The following is a 17,549-nucleotide window of genomic DNA, read 5'->3' as shown; positions in this document are numbered from 1 at the left end:
GGCCGCCCCCCTCCACCACCCGCCTCCCCCCCCAAAAAACCGGGTTTCCGCCCCCCCCTGGCCCCTGCGCCCCCACAACGCCCTCGGCCATACGCTTGCCCACCGCCCACGCCTCGCCCGTTAACAGCGATTCATCGATGCGCAGGCCGCCGCCCTGCAACAGGATCGCGTCGGCGGCCACCCTGTCGCCCTCCGACAGCAGGAGTATGTCGCCCTCAACCACCTCGTTGCCGGCAATACGCCGCGCCTGGCCGTCGCGCACTACCAGCGCACGCGGCGCGCTTAAGCCGCGCAGTGCTTCCAGCGCGCGCTCGCTGCGCCCTTCCTGGTACAGGGTGAGTCCGATGTTCAAGGCAACCATTCCCAATAGCACGACGCCTTCGAGCCAGTCACCCAGCGCCAGGTAGAGGACGGCCGCGCCCATCAGCAACAGGAACATCGGTTCGCGTATTGTGCGCAACGCCAGCAACACGACCCCGCCACGCGCCACCGGCAGCGCGTTGGGGCCATCTGCCGCCAGGCGCGCTTGCGCTTCGCTACTCGTCAAACCATGCAATTCCGGCCCGACCATGATGTCCTCCAGGCAGTGGTGATGGGCCGACCTTAGCGCTTGCGTGGTGCGCTGAACATGACCAAGGTCAATTCAAGCCCGATTCGGAATGGAAACAACAGCTGGCGCACCCAGCTGCTCCCCGTGCTGCGGAACTGCGGCGGGCATGATCCAGGTCATAGATTTGGCGGCCACGCGCCCACACACTGGGGCATTCGTGATTGCTGGAGTGCGCTCATGGCAGTTTCACCTGCACCATCCGGTCGCTGGCGCCTCGGCGCCGCAGCGGCGGCGGTACTGCTCGCTGCGGCTGGCGCCGTCGCCTGGCACTTTGCCGGGCCGCTTGAGGTAACGGTCACGCCGGTGCGCCGCGGTCCCGCGATCGATGCCATCTACGCGGCGGGCTCAGTGGAACCGACGGTCATGCTGCCCCTCGCCCCGCAGGCCGGCGGCAAACTGGCTGCGCGCCTCGTCGACGAGGGCGCCCTGGTGCGCAAAGGCCAGCTGCTCGCACGACTTGATGACAGCGACCTGGCCGGCAGCGTCGCTGAACAAGGCGCCCGTGCCGATTTTGCTCGTAGTCAATATGCACGCGCCAAGGCGCTGGCCGAACGCGGCTTCGTCGCAGCCGGCGAGGCGCAGCGCGCGCAGTCCGAGCTGGCCGTAGCGGAAGCAGCCCTGCGCCGGCTGCGCGCGTTGCGTGGCCATAGCTCCGTGTTGGCGCCTGCAGACGGCACCATCATCCGCCGTGACGGCGAGGTCGGACAGTATATTGCCCCGGGCCAGGCCCTGTTTGTGCTGGCGTGCTGTGCTCCGCTACGTGTCACCGCCGAAATCGATGAGGAAGACATCAGCCGTGTCAGTGTCGGGCAGGCCGTGCTGCTACGCGCGGACGCGTTGCCAGGCCAGGTTTTTGACGGCCGGGTAAGCGAGATCACGCCGAAGGGCGACCCCGTTGCGCGCAGCTACCGTGTCCGCATCGCGCTCGCTGCACCTGGCGACTTACGGACCGGCATGACCGTCGATGCCAACCTGCTGGTCGCCCGGCATGACAACGCCATGCTCCTGCCACCGGGCGCGGTACGCGAAAACGCTGTCTGGATCGTTGCCGGCCAGCGCCTGGAGCGCCGCGCGATCGTAACCGGCATACGCGGTCCACAGCAGCTTGAAGTGCTGCGCGGCCTGGATGGCAGCGAGCGCGTCGTCACGCCCTATGACCCGGCGCTCAGGGCAGGCCGCTGGGTGCGCCAGCGTAAGTCGTAGGGGCTCCGATGCGCGTCCAGTTGGCCATTGCCCTCGCCCACCTGCGCCACCGCCGCCGCTCAACGCTGGTGTCGCTGATGGGCATCATGCTCGGTGTCGCATTCTTTCTTGCGGTCTCCGCCCTGATGCGGGGTTCCGAGCAGGACTTTCTCAAGCGCCTGGTCGATAACAGCCCCCACATCACGGTGTCGGACCAGTTCCGCGCGGCACGCCGACAGCCGGCCGAGCTGCGCTGGCCGGTCGCGGCGGTGGCGATCAGCAACATCAAGCCCCCGGTCGAAACGCGCGGCATCCGCAGCTACCGCAGCAAGCTGGCCGCGATCGAACAGCTGCCGGGGCTGCGCATTGCCCCGCTCCTGCGCGGCTCGGCCGTCCTCAGTTTCGCCGACCAGCAGCAGGGGGTCAGCGTGTCCGGCATCGTCCCGGCGCGGATGCAGGCCGTATCGACCATCGACGAGCAGATGGTCAAAGGCACCCTGGACGACCTGGCAGCCAACCCCAACGGACTGGTGATCGGCCAGGGGCTGGCCGACAAATTCCAGCTCGGCCTGGGCAGTACGGTCAATATGGTGGCCGCCAGCGGCGGCACGCGCACCATGAAAGTAGTGGGGATTTTCAGGACCGGCAACGCCGCCTACGACGAGGGCGAAACCTTCACCCTGCTCAAGCGCGCCCAGGTGATCCTGGCGCGGCCCGACCGGGTCAACCGCTTCATCATCCAGCTGACCGATCCATATGCCGCGCGCGGCGTGGCGGCCGACATTGAACAGCAGCTCGGCTACAAGGCCGTGTCCTGGAGCGAAGCATCGGAAGACATCCTGAGCCTGCTCCAGGTGCGCAATGTCATCATGTACAGCGTGGTGACCGCCATCCTGGTAGTGGCTTCTTTTGGCATTTACAACACCATCTCCACCATCGTGATCGACAAGCGGCGTGACATCGCCATCCTCAAAGCCATCGGCTTCCAGGCAGCTGACATTCGCCGCATCTTCCTGTACCAGGGCACCATCATCGGTTTGCTGGGCAGCGCAGCGGGCCTGCTACTGGGCTATGGGATGATGCATCTCCTGGCCCTGGTCGAATTGAAACCGCCGGGGGTGACCGACGTCGTGCATCTGCCGCTCTGGTGGGGCGCCGAACAGTATCTCCTGGCCGTGACATTCGCCCTCTCCGCCTGCCTCGGCGCAGCCTGCCTGCCGGCCAACAAGGCCGGCAAGCTGCAGCCCGTCGATACCTTGCGGGGTGCCACGTGAGCGCCGTACTGCATGCCGAACAGCTGACAAGGCGCCTGGCTGGCACTGTGCCGGTGACGCTGATTGATGACGTCTCGCTCGAGGTCCAGCGCGGCGAGTTCATCTGCATCATGGGTCCTTCCGGCTCGGGAAAATCCTCACTGCTGTACCTGCTTGGACTGCTTGACCGCCCCGATAGCGGCAAGGTCTGGCTCGCAGATGAAGATACCAGCGCATGCGACGACAACCAGCTGGCGGCCATGCGCTTGGCAAAGCTGGGCTTTGTGTTCCAGTTTCACTTCCTGCTGGCGGAATTCACCGTCGCACAGAACGTCCTGTTGCCAATACAGCGGCTGGGGCGGCTTGACGCAACGACGGGCGCGGCCCATGCCATGGAGCTCCTCGCCCGGTTAGGCATCGCCGACCAGGCGCACAAGTTCCCATCCCAGCTTTCGGGCGGCCAGCGCCAACGTGCGGCACTGGCGCGCGCACTGGCCAACGATCCACTGCTGATACTGGCGGACGAGCCCACGGGCAACCTCGATTCTGCGGCGACACTCAATGTTCGTCAGCTCTTGCGCAACCTGGCGGATGCGGGACAGACCGTGGTCGCGGTCACGCATGACCATGAATTTGCCAAAGCGGCGGATCGTGTGCTCGGCCTGGTGGATGGACGCCACGTCGTTGGCTGGCGCCCTTAAATCGACGCCGCGCCAAATGGCGGGCCAACCAGAACATTGGACTTATGGACCAGCACGGGTACCGGGCTGATATTGATAACGCGCAGCGTGACGCTGCCCAGCAGGCGGTCGCGGTTGCCGTTCCAGCCATGGGACGCCATATAGATCAGATCGCATCCCAGGCGCGACACTTCCAGCAGGATCATCGCATGCGGCATGCTGGAGACGACCTTGCGGCAGTCGCACGGCACACCGGCCGCCTTCGCCATCTCGCCGATCTCCGCCAGGTAACCTTCCCCCATGCGCGTGAACAGCTCCGCTTGCCGTTCCGCGAGGTCAGGCGCCATGTGCAGCATGCTATCCAGCGCATCGGGCGGTAGCTGGGGCACGACATAAAACCCATGCACGCGCGCACCGACCCGTTTTGCGAACTGGATGCCCCCTTCCACCGCCTTGCGCGAGAGTGCCGAGCCATCGGTCGGCAGCAGGATATCGTGGTACATAGTTGCCTCCCTGGTGAGCCTGATACCGCACAAAAGGTCGGAGCTGCTATCGCCAGCTTGCTTGCAGCATTGCCCATCCCAATTGCTCGCGGATCCGCTCCGGCGTGATGAATGGTGCCGGATCGCCGCCCGGCAGCGGTACAAATGTCGACCCGCCAACTGGTGCCGGGGTCTTTGCCGTGGTGTCCATGATCTGTGCTCCCTGTGGTGGAGAGTGCGACTCGCCCTGCATTCAAGGTAGGCGAACAGGCGGAAAAGCGTCATCACGGATGCCAGCATCTTGTTGTGGGGGCCGCCACATACTCGCTCGTAGGGATTCCCCTACCTTGAGTATTGCAAGGTTTTTGTGGAATACTAAGAGTCTCAAAAAAGCTGCGGCCACCGCTGAAGCACTGGTCGGGCTCATGGTCGCCAACAACGCAAGTTGCCAGGGAGCAAAACCATGCATACTGCCGTCTCCCCCATCTTACTGGTGGAAGATGATGAGGTCGATGCCATGACGGTCCAACGTGCCTTGCGCACGATTGAAGTCGACAATCCGCTGGTACATGCGGAACACGGCGAAGCCGCCCTGGCTTACCTGGCAGCGCCCGACAACCCGCCACCTTGCATCATCCTGCTGGATCTGAACATGCCGGTGATGAACGGACTGGAGTTTCTGCGGCACGTCAAGCTACATCCTCACTTGCGGCGCATCCCGGTCGTGGTCCTGACCACCTCGGAAGAATCGCAGGACCGCGACGCAAGTTTCGATCTGGGTGCGGCAGGCTTTCTGCCGAAGTGCCAGGAATACGGCCGCTTCATCGACATCATGCGCACATGGGACCAGTATTGGACCTGCAGCGATTTACCGGTGTAAACCACAGCAACAGAATCACCCGCCATGGTGATACAAGGTCGAGGGCGCCGAATAGGGACGTGGCCCCGCCAATTGGCGGCTGACGCTCTCGACGGTCAAGCCAAGATAAGCGCCGATGTCTTCCCGTCCCATGCGCAGCTCGAAACTGCATCACGTCATGGTTCTGCTCCCTCATCTCTCACCATCGCATTATCGTCCAGGAACACCAACCGCGGTATCGGGCTTGCCGGGCAGGCGCTGTAGTGGTTAACCGTCAAAGCGTCCTGAATTGTCTAAGTCCGCTGCAGTACAGTGCTCTGCCGTAGGTTTGGTTCCACAATTGATCCAGATCATGGAGCATCGCATCACCATAGGCGCAGACTGAGACCGTCAACCAAGGAGGTCATCATGCATGCACCACTGCTCGTCTCAAATTTATGCCAGCGCAACGTCGTGACGGCACAAGACAGCATCACCGTCAAGGATGCCGCCGAACTGATGCGCAGGCACCACGTCGGCAGTGTCGTCATCACACACGGAACGCTGAACAGGCCTGTCGGGATCCTGACCGATCGCGACATTGCCATCGTGGCGGTGGCGCGCGACTTCGATCCCATTACGCTGCCCATCGCGCAAGTGATGTCGACCCAGTTGCATACCATTGCTGCGACCCAGCCCGCCATCTCCGCACTGAAGCTGATGCGCAAGCACGGGGTGCGCCGGCTGCCCGTGACTGGCGAGTTCGACGAACTGGTCGGCATTATTTCGCTGGATGACCTGCTCAATGCTTACGGCGCCGAATTGACACTGTTCGCCCAGGCGATGCGCCGCGAACGGGAAGTGGAACAGCGCGTACGCGTCTGACCTCATATACGGAAAGGAAGAACATCATGAATTACCGCACGATTGTAGTCCACGTGGACCAGGCGCCCAACAGCGGGGCGCGCATGGCGCTGGCGGCACAGCTCACAGCGCAGCAGGAAGGGCACCTGGTCGGCGTCGCGCTGACCGGCGTGCCGCGCTATATGCGCGCGGGAGGGCTGTTCGAAGGCAGCGGCGTCTTCATCGAAGACTACATGCAGCACGCAGGAAAGCGCGCGACAGAAGCGCTCGCCCACTTTGATGCCATCGCCGCGCGCGCGGGCCTGTCCTCGCGGGAGCAACGCAAATCCGACGAGGATGCCTACGCCGGCCTGTGTCTGCAGGCACGTTACGCGGACCTGCTGGTACTGGGGCAGGCCGACCCCGAAGACCGTGAGGAAGGCGGATTGCTGCAAGACCTGCCGCAATACGTTGTCATGCATTGCGGGCGGCCCGTGCTGATGGTGCCGCGTAGCGGGACCTTCGACCGCATCGGCCAACGGCCGCTGCTCGCCTGGAACGGCAGCGTAGAGGCGGCCAAGGCGGCGACCGCGGCGCTTCCGCTGCTGTGCAACGCCGAGGAAGTGACGCTCGCCGTGTTCGGCGCGCCGCACAGCGATGGCGAGCCCGGGGCGGATATGGCTCTGTACCTGGCCAGGCACGGCGTCAAAGTGCAGATCCAGCACCGGCCACACCCGGCCGACGCCGGCCATGCCATCCTGTCGCTGGCCGCCGATCGCGCCTGCGACCTGCTGGTCATGGGGGCTTATGGCCATAGTCGGTTCCGTGAGCTGATGCTGGGTGGTGCCACGCGCACCGTGCTGGCCACAGCGACCCTACCGGTGCTGATGGCGCACTAGAGCGGGCGTCGATTATGAAACGCACTTCCGGTCCGGATCGCCTGCATGACGCGAATGAATTCGAGCGGCTGCACGTACAACTATCACGCCGCATTGACGCCGTGCTGGCACTGCACCCCGGGCAGCTAGTGCCACACCTCCACCACCTCGTCGCGCAGGTCGAAGCGGATTTCCGCCATGAAGAAGCGCTGATGGACAGCTTTGACTGCGCCGATCGCGCCTTGCACCGTGAACAGCATGCCCGCACGCTGGCGGGCCTGCACCATGCGGCCGCGTCACTTGACCAGGGCGATCCGGCGCCCGCCATCGAAGCGCTGGCTGCATTGCGCCAGTGGCTAGTGTTCCACGCCGCAACCCAGGACCGCCACCTCCAGCGCCAGCTCCAGCGATCAACGCCCTGCTCTCATACGCAACGCTGAGGAGACTCATCAAGCATAGAATGTTGGAGATATCGACCGCATCAGCCTCGGCCTCTACATCGCGTCCGCCCTCATCCTGCAGCGCGGCATTGGCCCAGCCATCGGGGGCATGCCGGTGCTGGGCACGATGACCGGCGGGCGCTCAGATAGCATTGAGCGGGATCTTCAGGTAGCGTATGCCGTTGGCTTCCGGTGGCGGCAGTTCGCCCGCCCGGATATTGACCTGCACTGCCGGCAGGATCAACACCGGCATCGGCAAAGTGGCATCCCGCGCCTTGCGCATCGCGACAAATTGCGCTTCCGTGACACCGTCGTGGAGGTGGATGTTCGACTGCCGCTCTTGCCCCACCGTGGTTTCCCACGCTGGCGCGCGGCCTTCCGGCGGATAGTCGTGGCACATGAACAGACGCGTGGCAGCGGGCATCTCCAGCAATGTGCGTACCGAACGATACAAGGTATGCGCATCGCCGCCAGGGAAGTCGCAGCGTGCCGTGCCGACATCGGGCATAAACAGCGTATCGCCCACAAACACGGCGTCGCCAATCTGGTACGCCATGTCGGCCGGCGTATGTCCGGGCACATGCAAGGCCTTGCAAGTCAGGCCGCCGATGCTGAACACCTCGCCCGGCTCAAACAGGTGATCGAACTGCGAACCGTCGGAGCAGAAGTCCGGCTCCAGGTGGAAGAGCTGCTTGAACGCCTGCTGGACCTGACGGATCTCCTTGCCTACCGCGATGCGCCCACCCAGCTCCCGCTTGAGATAGGGGGCGGCGGACAGGTGGTCAGCATGGGCATGCGTCTCGAGGATCCACTGCACTTGCAGCCCCTGGCTGCGGACAAACGCAATCACCTTGTCCGCGCTGTCGCTCGATGTGCGTCCCGCCTTGTGGTCATAGTCCAGGACGGAATCGATGATGGCGCACTCGGGCCGTCCCTGCTGATGCACCACATAGGTGATGGTCCAGGTCGCCGGATCAAAGAACGGTTGGATATTGGCTTGCATGACTGGCTCCTCGTCGTATTTCACTATACATTATCATATACTATGCTAAGATATATTGTAAATCCTTCGGACAGATCCGCCATGACCCCAGACCCAACGACGTTCAGCTTCGAGCCGATGCATGCATCCGCCGCCGCTGCGTGCACGCTGCTCAAGGCCCTCGCCAACCAGGACCGCCTGCTGCTGCTTTGCCAATTGACGCAAGGCGAAGCAACCGTCGGTGCGCTGGAGGAGCAACTCGGCATCCGGCAACCGACCCTGTCACAGCAACTGACCGTGCTGCGCGAGAACGGGCTTGTCACGACACGCCGTGACGGAAAACATATCTATTACGCGGTATCGAGCCCGCAAGCGCTGGCGGTCATGACCGTCTTATATGAACAGTTTTGCAGCAATGGACAAAAGGAGAAGTCATGCTGATCGATGTCAACCATTTCACGCCCTGGCTGTCGCTGGCCGGTGGACTCATCATCGGCCTGGCGGCGGCAATACTGGTGCTGTTCAATGGACGCATTGCGGGGATCAGCGGGATCCTGGGCGGCCTGCTCAGTTTGCCCCGCCATGACATGGCCTGGCGCATTTCGTTCCTGGCCGGCCTGCTGTTCGCACCAGTCACCGCATCCCTGTTTGACGAGCCCCCAGTCGCCCAGATCTCGGCCTCCTGGCCGGAGGTACTCCTGGCCGGCCTGCTGGTCGGCGCCGGCACCCGTTATGCCAGCGGCTGCACCAGCGGTCACGGCGTGTGCGGCATCTCCCGCGGCTCGGTCAGGTCTCTGGTCGCGACGCTCACATTCATGGCCGCCGGATTTCTCACTGTTTTTGTTCGCCGCCATTTGATCGGAGCTTGATATGACTGCCGTTTTCGCACTGCTTGCCGGACTGCTGTTTGGCATCGGACTCATGGTGTCCGGGATGGCTAATCCGGCCAAGGTTCAGGGATTCCTCGATCTCGCCGGCCAATGGGACCCATCCCTCGCCTTCGTCATGGCCGGCGCTATCGCCATCGGCGCGCTGGCGTTCACCCTGGCCCGCCGGCGCACGCGTTCACTCCTCGGCCAGCCGCTGCGCTGGCCCGCCAATACCCAGGTCACGCCCCGCTTGCTGCTCGGCAGCGCAGCGTTTGGGGTGGGCTGGGGACTGGCCGGATTCTGTCCGGGTCCGGCATTGGTGGCGCTGGGGGCGGGCTATGCCAAGGCAGCCGGCTTTGTCGCGGCGATGGTGCTCGGCATGGGGGTTTTCGAAGTGGCTGAGCGCCTGCGCTCGCACGGCACGCCTGCGGCCAGGTAAGCGATGGATGCACTGTCCCTCAGTACCACATTGGGCGCGGTGGTCGGGATCATTCTCGCCTTGACCGGCGCAGGAGGCGCGATCCTTGCGGTGCCGCTGCTGGTCGCCTTCCTCCACCTCGACGTCGCCCAAGCCGCGCCGATTGCACTGCTGGCGGTGGGTGTTTCGGCCGCCACGGGGGCCCTGGCGGGCCTGCGCGCCAAGACGGTGCGCTACCGCGCTGCCGCATTCATGGCCGCTGCGGGGATGGCCGCTTCGCCGGCAGGACTGTGGCTGGCCCACCGCCTGCCCAACGCTCCACTAACCGTTCTGTTTGCCCTCGTTCTCGCTTATGTTGCGCAGCGCATGTTCAGGCAGACCCTCAGCTTGCACAACACGCCGGTGGCAACAACGCCTTCTGCGCCACCGTGCCGGCTCGACGCACGCTCCGGACGCTTTATCTGGAACCGCCCTTGTACGCGCGCGCTCGCACTCACTGGCCTCGGTGCTGGCTTCCTTTCGGGTCTACTTGGGGTGGGAGGCGGTTTCGTTGTCGTCCCCGCACTCAAGAAGGCCACCGATGCGCCCCTGCAGGCGATCGTCGCCACATCGCTGGCGGTCATCGCGCTGGTGTCCGCTTCGGGTGTTGCCGCCGCCAGCACCGCCGGCCGTGTGAACTGGCAGCTCGGCGTGCCATTCGCCGGCGGCGCCCTGCTCGGCATGCTCGCAGGCAGGGCCCTGGCCGGCAAGGTGGGCGGAACCGGTGTGCAGCGCGCATTCGCCCTCGTCTCCGGGGCCATCGCTATCGGCATGATCGTCAGGGTCGTCATGGCACAGTAAGCTATTCGGGGCGCCCGCTAGCGGCCACATCGCGCCTTTTTCTTCTTTCGCCTCGTCGATGCCGGCCACCTCGGATCGGTCACACGCACGGCGTTGAACTGGCATGGCAAGCCTGTTTGCAACCGAAGCGCGCGACGCGCGGCGCCTCGACGACAGCGGACAGGCCGTCAGCCACGACCGCACACCAAACCCTGTGCTCCGACAAGACAATATCCTTCACTTTGTCGATCTTCACCAACTGCTTGAATTCGCCATACGCCAGCTCATTACTGGACAAGCCGGAGAGCAGGGTCAGCAGTGCTTGCTTTGCCATCGCGCGCCTGCCCACGTCGAGTGGTCACCGGACTGTTTCTTCCCGATTTTGATCCAGATCATGGTTCGGTGCTGGCACGCGGAGCAGACTGAAACCTTCCGACTTGACCCGATCTGGAGGTTGCCGTGTACAAGACCATCGTTCTGCACGCAGATGCGTCCCGCAATGCGCCAACACGCATGCAGCTTGCCGCCTTGATCGCCGAACAGCAGCAAGCCCACCTCGTGTGCTCCGCGATGACAGGCATTTCGCGCTATGTCTACAGTGGCCACGATCCGCTGCCAAACCATGTGATCCGAATCGATCTGGCCGACATGGCTACGGCACGCGCCAGACAAGTCCTGGTGGACCATGCCAAACTCGCCCAGGCCCAGGGCGTGGCGTCGTATGAAGAGCGGCTGGTCAACGATGATCCTTACGGTGGGCTCGTCCTGCAGTCGCGCTATGCCGACCTGGTCATTCTGGGCCAGACCGACCGCGACGATCCGGCAACCGGAGCAACCCAGCAGGGCCTGCCCGAGTATGTCATCCTCAATGGTTGCTGCCCGGTCCTGGTGGTCCCGTTCGCCGGCCGTTTCCCAAGCATTGGCCAGAGCATTCTGGTCGCGTGGGATGGCAGTCTACAGGCAGCGCGTGCGATCAAGCACGCCCTCCCCCTGCTGGTCAACGCAAAGCGCGTCGTGGTGACGATGGTGGACCCTGTCATCGGCGATGATGAACATGGCGAGGAACCCGGTGCCGATATCGCCCTGCACCTGGCGCGCCACGGTGTTGCCGTCGAGACCCAGGTGATCGCCAGCGATGGTGATGTGGGCGAGGCACTGATGGCGGCTGCCGACAGCGCCCAATCGGACCTGGTGGTCATGGGCGCCTACGGCCACTCCCGGCTCCACGAGATTATGCTGGGCGGCGCGACCCGCACCATCCTGGCGATGGCAACACTTCCTGTTTTGCTGTCGCGCTAAGCCCGCAGATGCTGCACGTGAGGAATCATGTCCAGGCCGCTCAGTGAAAGGAGAAAATCATGTTAACCGATAGCGACATCAAGAAATATGTCGAGCAGCAGTTGATCTGGGAAGCGGACTCCGCCGCCAAGGATGTGGCCGTTTCCGTGCGCGAGAAGGTCGTGACACTGAGCGGCTTCGTTCATAGCTACGATCAGAAGGTGCTTATTGAACACGCGGCCGAGCGCGTCGTCGGGGTGGCGGGGATTGCCAACGATGTCGAAGTGCGGCTGGCCGGCGACCCTCGCCTTGACGCCGACGTCGCGCGTGACTGCGCCTCCGCGCTCGTCTACCAGTTGCCACAATCGGCCGCGACCATCAAGGTTGTAGTCGACCACGGCCTGGTCAAACTCGAAGGCCATGTTGAGCGAAACTACCAACGCGTCCTGGCGGAGAAAGCAATGCGTTCGATCCGCGGGGTGCGCGGCGTGGCGAACCACCTTGAGTTGCGGCCCGCCGTCGAACCGAAGGACGTTCAGCGGCAAATCGTTGCAGCCTTCCATCGCATTGCAAACGTCGACGCCGCCCATATCAAGGTTGAAGCCGTCGGAGGCACGGTAGTGCTTGACGGTACCGTACACTCATGGGCAGAGCGCGTGGCAGCAGAACGTGCAGCCTGGATGGCCCCGGGCGTCACCCATGTTGCCGACCGCCTTACCATCGATACCTCTGCCGTACCTTGACACGAACGCTACGGAACCCATGAAGCGAATTGGAGTCCTCACCGGTGGCGGCGACGCGCCGGGCCTGAACGCCGTGATCCGTGGACTGACCCTGGCGCTTGAAGGGGTCGAGGTACTCGGCATCGAAGACGGCTACCTCGGCCTGGTCGAGCGCCGCGTGCGCCCCCTGGACCGCGCGGCGGTGGCCGGCATCGAAGCCGAAGGCGGCACGATGCTGGGCGCCACCAACCGTGTCAGCCCGCTCAACTACCAGGGGCGCGACTGGAGTTCCGACGTCGCCTGCTATGCGCGCGAGCTCGGCCTGGACGGCGTCGTCGCCATTGGCGGCGACGGCACCATGGCGATTGCCAGCGCCTTGCACGCAGGCGGCCTGCCCACGATCGGGCTGCCGAAGACCATCGATAACGACATTGCCTGCGTCGAGCGCAGCCTGGGCTTCGACACTGCCGTCGCCACTGTCACCGAAGCACTTGAGCGCAGCCACACGACCGGCGCCAGCCACGGCCGGGTAATGCTGGTCGAGACGATGGGCCGCACAGCCGGCTGGCTGGCGCTGGAAGCTGGCCTGGCCGGTGCAGCGGACATCATCCTGCTGCCCGAAATCGATTTCGACCTGGATGCCATCGCTGCGGTCTGCGCCGCGCGGACTGCTCATCGGGGCAACGCCCTGATCTGCGTGGCCGAGGGCGCCAAACCTCGCGGCGGTGAAATGACGTTCCGGGGCCTGGTGGCTGGCGCGCCAGAGCCACAACGACTGGGCGGCGTGGCCGAGAAGGTAGCCAGAGCACTGGGCGCGCGCCTCCAGTGCGAAGTCCGGGCAACGGTTCTTGGACATGTGCAGCGCGGCGGCGCGCCGAGCCCAGGAGACCGGCTGCTAGGAACCCTGCTGGGTGAGACCGGCGCTACGATGGCGCTCGCGGATCTATGGGGAAGCATGGTGACCTACGAGGGCGGTCGTATCGGTGCGGCGCCATTGGCAGACGTTGCGGGACGCACCCGCCGCGTGCCGTTAGGTCATCATCTATTGGCTTGCGCCCGGCACATCGGTGTGAGTCTGGGCGAAGCCGATGCCATGATTTCCGCCCCAAAATCGGGATAGGGGCGGTCAGTTCTGACCGGTCCCCTCCCACACCACCCGGCATGCGGGTCCGCACCGGGCGGTTCGAGTAGTTGAGGTTAAGTGAGACGAGGCATGCCAAGACGGTCAAAGTAGGCAACCGGCAGCGCGATGTTCATGGCTGCGCCACTATTGTGCCACCAGCAACGGCTGTTCCTGGCGACCATCAGCGCGGCCATATGGCTTGCACCGAGATGTACCAGCTCGCGATAAATCGTCGTACCACGCCGCCATAGCTTGAGTTGAAGCGCTCGCATCCGGTGTCGCATCCATTCATCCAGCGCATGCCAGATCCTCGGTGTTTGCGCTAATCCGAAATAAGCTTTCCATCCCAGCACGTAACTGCGCAGTTTGTCGATCACCTCACTTATGCTGCGCCCAGCAGAACGGCGAGTGATCTGCCGTATCCGTTGCCGAAACGTTTCCCGCGCCTTTTTCGACACTGCGCGTTTCACCTCATCGTTCCGTGCCATCCACAACTCATAGCCCAGAAACTTACGGCCAAACGCGCTGGCTACCGCACTCTTCGACTCATTGATCTTCAGGTGCAATTTGTCGTATTGACGCTTGAGCAAGTCCATCACTCGTTCGCCAGCTTTCCGACTTCGCACATAGACATTGCAGTCATCGGCATAGCGGGCAAAGCGATGGCCCCGCCGCTCCAGCTCACGATCCACCTCGTCGAGAAGCACATTGGCCAACAGCGGCGAGAGCGGACCGCCTTGCGGCGTTCCTTCTGCCCGTGCGGCCACCACTCCGTTATCCATGATCCCCGCATTCAGATAAGCGCGAACCAGCCGGGTAAGCCCGGCGTCGTTCACGCGCTGCCTCAGGCGGTCGATCAAGATGTCGTGGTTGACCCGGTCAAAGAATTTAGACAGGTCAACATCGACCACCACCCGGAAGCCTTCCTGCACATACTGCTGTGCAGCGAGCACAGCATCGCGCGCTCTTCGGCCGGGGCGGAACCCATGACTATGTTCACTAAAAGTAGGATCGATTAGCGGTTGCAGCACTTGCAACAGTGCCTGCTGAATCAGACGGTCGGTCACGGTGGGTATCCCCAGCTCACGTTCGCTGCCGTCCGGCTTCGGTATGCCCACGCGCCGCACCGGTTGGGGCCGGTACGTGCCGGCTAGCAATTGCTGCCTGATCGCTGGCCAAGCGCGCTTCAGGTGTTCGACAGTCTGCTCTATATCCAGACCATCAACCCCGGCAGCACCTTTGTTCGCCTTCACGCGCTTCCACGCGCGTTGCATGTTCTCTCTCGCAAGCGCTTGCATCAACAAGCCTTGCCCTACGTTTTCCCGGTCGTGGTGCGGGGATTGTGCTTCATCGCTGGCCACGCAGGACGAGGCTTCACCTCGCCTTGCCGCGTCCCGCCCCGCTGATGCGGGCATCTGATGCAGTGCACTTTCCATCGCCACGTCAGTCAACGCTCCTTCTCGTTTGGCCCTTCACTGAAAAAAAAAACCAGCTACTACGGCCTCTGCTGACTTCTCGCTCCGTCTCTCAACGTCGCCCTTTCAGGCGTGGGGCGAGATCTCCCCAGGTAAGGACGCATTCCTTCCCTGCACAACCGCCGGATTTACGTCGCCTCGCTTTGACCACAAGAGCTTCGCGGCTTCTTGCCCGCTCGCCCTGCTCGGCGCCGCCTTATATCCGATTCTTGTCCATCGGCTCGCAGTTTCGCTCCACGCTTCCTCTCCACGGTCGGTCGCCCTTCCGCAGTTGCGCTTCACTTCGTTCGCTGTGGTCAGCTCACGGGAGGACTTGCACCTCCAAGATTGCGCCCATGCTGGGCGCACAAGATAATGGCCCCGACTGGAGCCATTATTCATAATACAGAAGGAACCGACAGTTGATATTCTGTCACTCCCACTCAGTCATAAATTAGAAGAAAAAACTGTTACAGAACAAGCAGTTGCAAAATAAGTGTGACTGGATACCATAAGAAAATACCATGCGCAGAAAATTTCATGCTGTACTCAATTCTTGAGACAACTCGGGATGCTTAATGACCAGCGGAACTAGCCACAGCACGCCCCTGCTCAAGGACGACACTCAGACGCCTACCCCAGATGTTTTGGCTAATTTGACCATCTCAGCGATATCTGAATCGCCACCACTATTCTAGATACTCCTGAGCCATAATTCTAAGGCAAAGGAGAGAGTCAATGAGCGGCAAGAGATATACCGAAGAATTCAAGATTGCGGCAGTCAGACAGGTGGTTGATCGGGGCCATCCTGCGGCGGAGGTTGCCGAACGGCTTGGAGTCAGCATCCATAGCATCTACGCTTGGACCAAGCGTTACAGCGTTCCCGAGCCGGAACGCAAAGCTAACGATGCCCAAGCTGAGGAAATGCGCAAATTGAAGGCAGAACTCAAGCGCGTCACCGAGGAGCGTGACATCCTGCGAAAGGCCGCGGCGTACTTTGCCAAGACGTCCGGGTAAGGTACGCCTTCATTTGTGAGCACCAGGCGCTGCATTCCATTCAGCGCATGTGCAAGATGCTCAAGATCCATCCAAGCGGCTATTACGTGTGGTGCAGCAATCCCGAAAGCGAACGGACCAAAGAGAATCGGCGGCTGCTTGGTCACATCAAGCAGTCATGGCTGGAAAGCGGCGCCGTCTATGGCTACCGCAAGGTCTACGACGACTTGCAGGAGCTTGGCGAGGAATGCGGCATCAATCGGGTATATCGTCTGATGCGTGCTGATGGCATTCGGTCTCAAACAGGCTATGCGAAGCGCAAGTACAAGAACGGTGGGCGACCTTCGGTAGTAGCGCCAAACCATCTGCAGCGCGAGTTCGACGTGACCGAGCCGAATAAAGTCTGGGTCACGGACATTACGTATCTGCGCACTTATGAGGGATGGCTTTATCTGGCTGTGGTACTGGACTTGTTCTCACGCCAGGTGACCTGCTCCCATGAATTAGTACGGTGTTAATCTGGAGTCTGCCACAGGGGAGGCAGGCATGAAAAAGCGATTTACTGAAGAGCAGATCATTGGTGTGCTGAAGGAGGCCGAAGCTGGCGCCAGGGTGGCTGACCTGAGCCGGAAATATGGCATTGCCGAAGCGACGTTCTACAACTGGAAGACGAAGTTCGGCGGCATGACGGTCTCGGAAGCTCAGCGATTGAAGGAGCTTGAAGCGGAAAACTCGAAGCTTAAGCACCTGTTGGCCGATGCCATGCTGGATAACGCGGCGCTAAAGGACGTGGTCAGCCGAAAGTGGTAGGCCCGCAAGCGAAGCGGCTCGCCGTGGCGCATTTAATGACCATCCATGCGTTGGGCGTGACGCGAGCCTGCGGGCTGATTGGAATCTTCAGATCGTTGTTTCGGTATGCGGCGAAGCGCCCGGACGATGAGCCATTGCTGGCGCGGCTGACTGCGCTGGCTGGCCAAAAGCGGCGCTATGGATACCGTCGCCTGCATGTGCTGCTGCGCCGAGAAGGATGGACGCTCAATTGGAAGCGTACCTACCGCGTGTACCACGCGGCAGGCTTGATGGTTCGGCGCAGGAAGCGCAAACGCATCGGCGGGGTGGAACGTACCGTCAGGGTGATGGCTACAGGCGCTAATCAAAGCTGGTCGATGGACTTTGTGTCGGATGGCTTTGTTGATGGCAGGCGGTTGCGCTGCTTGAATATCGTGGATGATTTCACGAAGGAGTGCTTGGCTATCGAAGTCGATACCTCGCTGGCTGGTTGGCGTGTCGCCTCGGTGCTGGAACGTCTCGCTGAATCGCGGGGCTTACCAAGCTCGGTGACCGTCGATAACGGACCAGAGTTTGCAGGGAAAACTTGGATACATGGGCGTATCAGCACAAGCTCCAGCTGAAGTTTATTGCGCCCGGCAAACCGCAGCAGAACGCCTACGTCGAAAGCTTCAATGGCAAGTTTCGCGATGAATGCTTGAACGAGCACTGGTTTATCTCATTGCGGCATGCGCGCCAGGTGATCGAAGCCTGGCATCGGGAGTACAAAGAGGAACGGCCGCACAGTACGCTGAGGAATCTGACACCGAAGCAGTTTGCGGAAGGGTTATTAACCGTGGACTCCAGTTCGGGGCCGTACTAAATTAGGGAGCAGGTCAACTGTGCGCAAGCTC

20 protein-coding genes and 2 pseudogenes are annotated in these 17,549 nt (G+C 62.5%); 16 read left to right on the top strand and 6 right to left on the bottom strand.

All coding sequences use genetic code 11. The features are described 5' to 3' along the window. On the bottom strand, positions 1-571 hold a 571-nt coding region (locus AAHE99_RS08460; protein WP_342116430.1), incomplete at its 3' end, for a P-type ATPase. A gap of 216 nt (positions 572-787) precedes the next feature. Between AAHE99_RS08460 and AAHE99_RS08455 the strand changes: the two genes are divergently transcribed. The 3 genes from AAHE99_RS08455 to AAHE99_RS08445 are packed head-to-tail and all read left to right on the top strand — an operon-like array spanning position 788 to position 3,746. Further along, positions 788-1,813: an efflux RND transporter periplasmic adaptor subunit gene (locus AAHE99_RS08455; protein ID WP_342116428.1), complete on the top strand. Its 1,026-nt coding sequence runs from the start codon at positions 788-790 to the stop codon at positions 1,811-1,813. Positions 1,814-1,821: 8 nt separating this feature from the next. Continuing rightward, the gene (locus AAHE99_RS08450; protein WP_342116427.1) at positions 1,822-3,066 is read left to right on the top strand and encodes an ABC transporter permease; all 1,245 of its coding nucleotides are present in this window, start codon (positions 1,822-1,824) and stop codon (positions 3,064-3,066) included. Next, positions 3,063-3,746, top strand: a complete 684-nt coding sequence (locus AAHE99_RS08445) for an ABC transporter ATP-binding protein (RefSeq protein ID WP_342116426.1) — start codon at positions 3,063-3,065, stop codon at positions 3,744-3,746. The genes AAHE99_RS08450 and AAHE99_RS08445 overlap by 4 nt, the downstream gene beginning before the upstream one ends. Here the strand turns inward: AAHE99_RS08445 and AAHE99_RS08440 are convergent. Beyond that, the gene (locus AAHE99_RS08440; RefSeq protein WP_342116425.1) at positions 3,743-4,228 is read right to left on the bottom strand and encodes a universal stress protein; all 486 of its coding nucleotides are present in this window, start codon (positions 4,226-4,228) and stop codon (positions 3,743-3,745) included. The two genes, AAHE99_RS08445 and AAHE99_RS08440, sit on opposite strands and share 4 nt — an antisense overlap. Positions 4,229-4,670: 442 nt before the next feature. Between AAHE99_RS08440 and AAHE99_RS08435 the strand changes: the two genes are divergently transcribed. Further along, complete coding sequence (locus AAHE99_RS08435; protein ID WP_342116424.1) at positions 4,671-5,087, top strand: response regulator; 417 nt, start codon at positions 4,671-4,673, stop codon at positions 5,085-5,087. A gap of 15 nt (positions 5,088-5,102) precedes the next feature. On the opposite strand, the gene AAHE99_RS08430 is transcribed toward AAHE99_RS08435, so the two are convergent. Then, complete coding sequence (locus AAHE99_RS08430; RefSeq protein WP_342116422.1) at positions 5,103-5,219, bottom strand: hypothetical protein; 117 nt, start codon at positions 5,217-5,219, stop codon at positions 5,103-5,105. Between the two features lie 255 nt (positions 5,220-5,474). Between AAHE99_RS08430 and AAHE99_RS08425 the strand changes: the two genes are divergently transcribed. Genes AAHE99_RS08425 through AAHE99_RS08415 form a run of 3 tightly spaced genes read left to right on the top strand, consistent with a single transcriptional unit; the run spans position 5,475 to position 7,206 of the window. Beyond that, positions 5,475-5,930, top strand: a complete 456-nt coding sequence (locus tag AAHE99_RS08425; protein ID WP_342116420.1) for a CBS domain-containing protein — start codon at positions 5,475-5,477, stop codon at positions 5,928-5,930. A 26-nt stretch (positions 5,931-5,956) separates the two neighbouring features. After that, positions 5,957-6,787 carry a universal stress protein gene (locus AAHE99_RS08420; RefSeq protein WP_342116419.1) on the top strand — a complete coding sequence of 277 codons (831 nt, stop codon included), beginning with the start codon at positions 5,957-5,959 and terminating at the stop codon, positions 6,785-6,787. 14 nt (positions 6,788-6,801) lie between these two features. Beyond that, positions 6,802-7,206, top strand: coding sequence for a bacteriohemerythrin (locus tag AAHE99_RS08415; RefSeq protein ID WP_342116416.1), 405 nt, complete (start codon positions 6,802-6,804; stop codon positions 7,204-7,206). A gap of 142 nt (positions 7,207-7,348) precedes the next feature. Here the strand turns inward: AAHE99_RS08415 and AAHE99_RS08410 are convergent, their stop codons facing one another. Beyond that, on the bottom strand, positions 7,349-8,209 hold the full coding sequence (locus AAHE99_RS08410) for an MBL fold metallo-hydrolase (RefSeq protein ID WP_342116413.1): 861 nt from the start codon (positions 8,207-8,209) through the stop codon (positions 7,349-7,351). Between the two features lie 81 nt (positions 8,210-8,290). Here AAHE99_RS08410 and AAHE99_RS08405 point away from each other — a divergent pair, with 81 nt between their 5' ends. Genes AAHE99_RS08405 through AAHE99_RS08390 form a run of 4 tightly spaced genes read left to right on the top strand, consistent with a single transcriptional unit; the run spans position 8,291 to position 10,315 of the window. Next, positions 8,291-8,629, top strand: a complete 339-nt coding sequence (locus AAHE99_RS08405; protein ID WP_342116412.1) for an ArsR/SmtB family transcription factor — start codon at positions 8,291-8,293, stop codon at positions 8,627-8,629. Further along, positions 8,623-9,057 (top strand): YeeE/YedE family protein, encoded by a 435-nt coding sequence (locus AAHE99_RS08400; protein ID WP_342116409.1) that lies wholly within the window; start codon positions 8,623-8,625, stop codon positions 9,055-9,057. The genes AAHE99_RS08405 and AAHE99_RS08400 overlap by 7 nt, the downstream gene beginning before the upstream one ends. A 1-nt stretch (position 9,058) precedes the next feature. Next, positions 9,059-9,496, top strand: coding sequence for a YeeE/YedE family protein (locus tag AAHE99_RS08395; protein WP_342116406.1), 438 nt, complete (start codon positions 9,059-9,061; stop codon positions 9,494-9,496). Between the two features lie 3 nt (positions 9,497-9,499). Beyond that, positions 9,500-10,315, top strand: a complete 816-nt coding sequence (locus AAHE99_RS08390; RefSeq protein ID WP_342116404.1) for a sulfite exporter TauE/SafE family protein — start codon at positions 9,500-9,502, stop codon at positions 10,313-10,315. Between the two features lie 79 nt (positions 10,316-10,394). Here the strand turns inward: AAHE99_RS08390 and AAHE99_RS08385 are convergent, their stop codons facing one another. Next, on the bottom strand, positions 10,395-10,628 hold the full coding sequence (locus AAHE99_RS08385; protein WP_342116402.1) for a hypothetical protein: 234 nt from the start codon (positions 10,626-10,628) through the stop codon (positions 10,395-10,397). A gap of 125 nt (positions 10,629-10,753) precedes the next feature. On the opposite strand from AAHE99_RS08385, the gene AAHE99_RS08380 reads away from it, so the two are divergent. The 3 genes from AAHE99_RS08380 to AAHE99_RS08370 are packed head-to-tail and all read left to right on the top strand — an operon-like array spanning position 10,754 to position 13,414. Next, the gene (locus tag AAHE99_RS08380) at positions 10,754-11,593 is read left to right on the top strand and encodes a universal stress protein (RefSeq protein ID WP_342116400.1); all 840 of its coding nucleotides are present in this window, start codon (positions 10,754-10,756) and stop codon (positions 11,591-11,593) included. Between the two features lie 59 nt (positions 11,594-11,652). Then, the gene (locus AAHE99_RS08375; protein ID WP_342116398.1) at positions 11,653-12,315 is read left to right on the top strand and encodes a BON domain-containing protein; all 663 of its coding nucleotides are present in this window, start codon (positions 11,653-11,655) and stop codon (positions 12,313-12,315) included. Positions 12,316-12,334: 19 nt separating this feature from the next. Further along, positions 12,335-13,414 carry a 6-phosphofructokinase gene (locus AAHE99_RS08370; RefSeq protein ID WP_342116396.1) on the top strand — a complete coding sequence of 360 codons (1,080 nt, stop codon included), beginning with the start codon at positions 12,335-12,337 and terminating at the stop codon, positions 13,412-13,414. A 77-nt stretch (positions 13,415-13,491) separates the two neighbouring features. On the opposite strand, the gene ltrA is transcribed toward AAHE99_RS08370, so the two are convergent. Beyond that, positions 13,492-14,859 (bottom strand): group II intron reverse transcriptase/maturase, encoded by a 1,368-nt coding sequence (gene ltrA / locus AAHE99_RS08365; protein ID WP_342116448.1) that lies wholly within the window; start codon positions 14,857-14,859, stop codon positions 13,492-13,494. A gap of 750 nt (positions 14,860-15,609) precedes the next feature. Between ltrA and AAHE99_RS08360 the strand changes: the two are divergent. Next, positions 15,610-16,355: pseudogene (locus AAHE99_RS08360) on the top strand (IS3 family transposase); the annotation flags it as partial. 58 nt (positions 16,356-16,413) lie between these two features. After that, positions 16,414-17,518 (top strand): annotated as a pseudogene (locus tag AAHE99_RS08355) (IS3 family transposase). Positions 17,519-17,549: the final 31 nt, after the last annotated feature.

The sequence above is a fragment of the Pseudoduganella sp. OTU4001 genome (assembly GCF_038440195.1).
In the GTDB taxonomy this organism is placed as follows: Bacteria; Pseudomonadota; Gammaproteobacteria; order Burkholderiales; family Burkholderiaceae_D; genus Rugamonas.
This window is presented reverse-complemented; position numbering and strand designations above follow the sequence as displayed.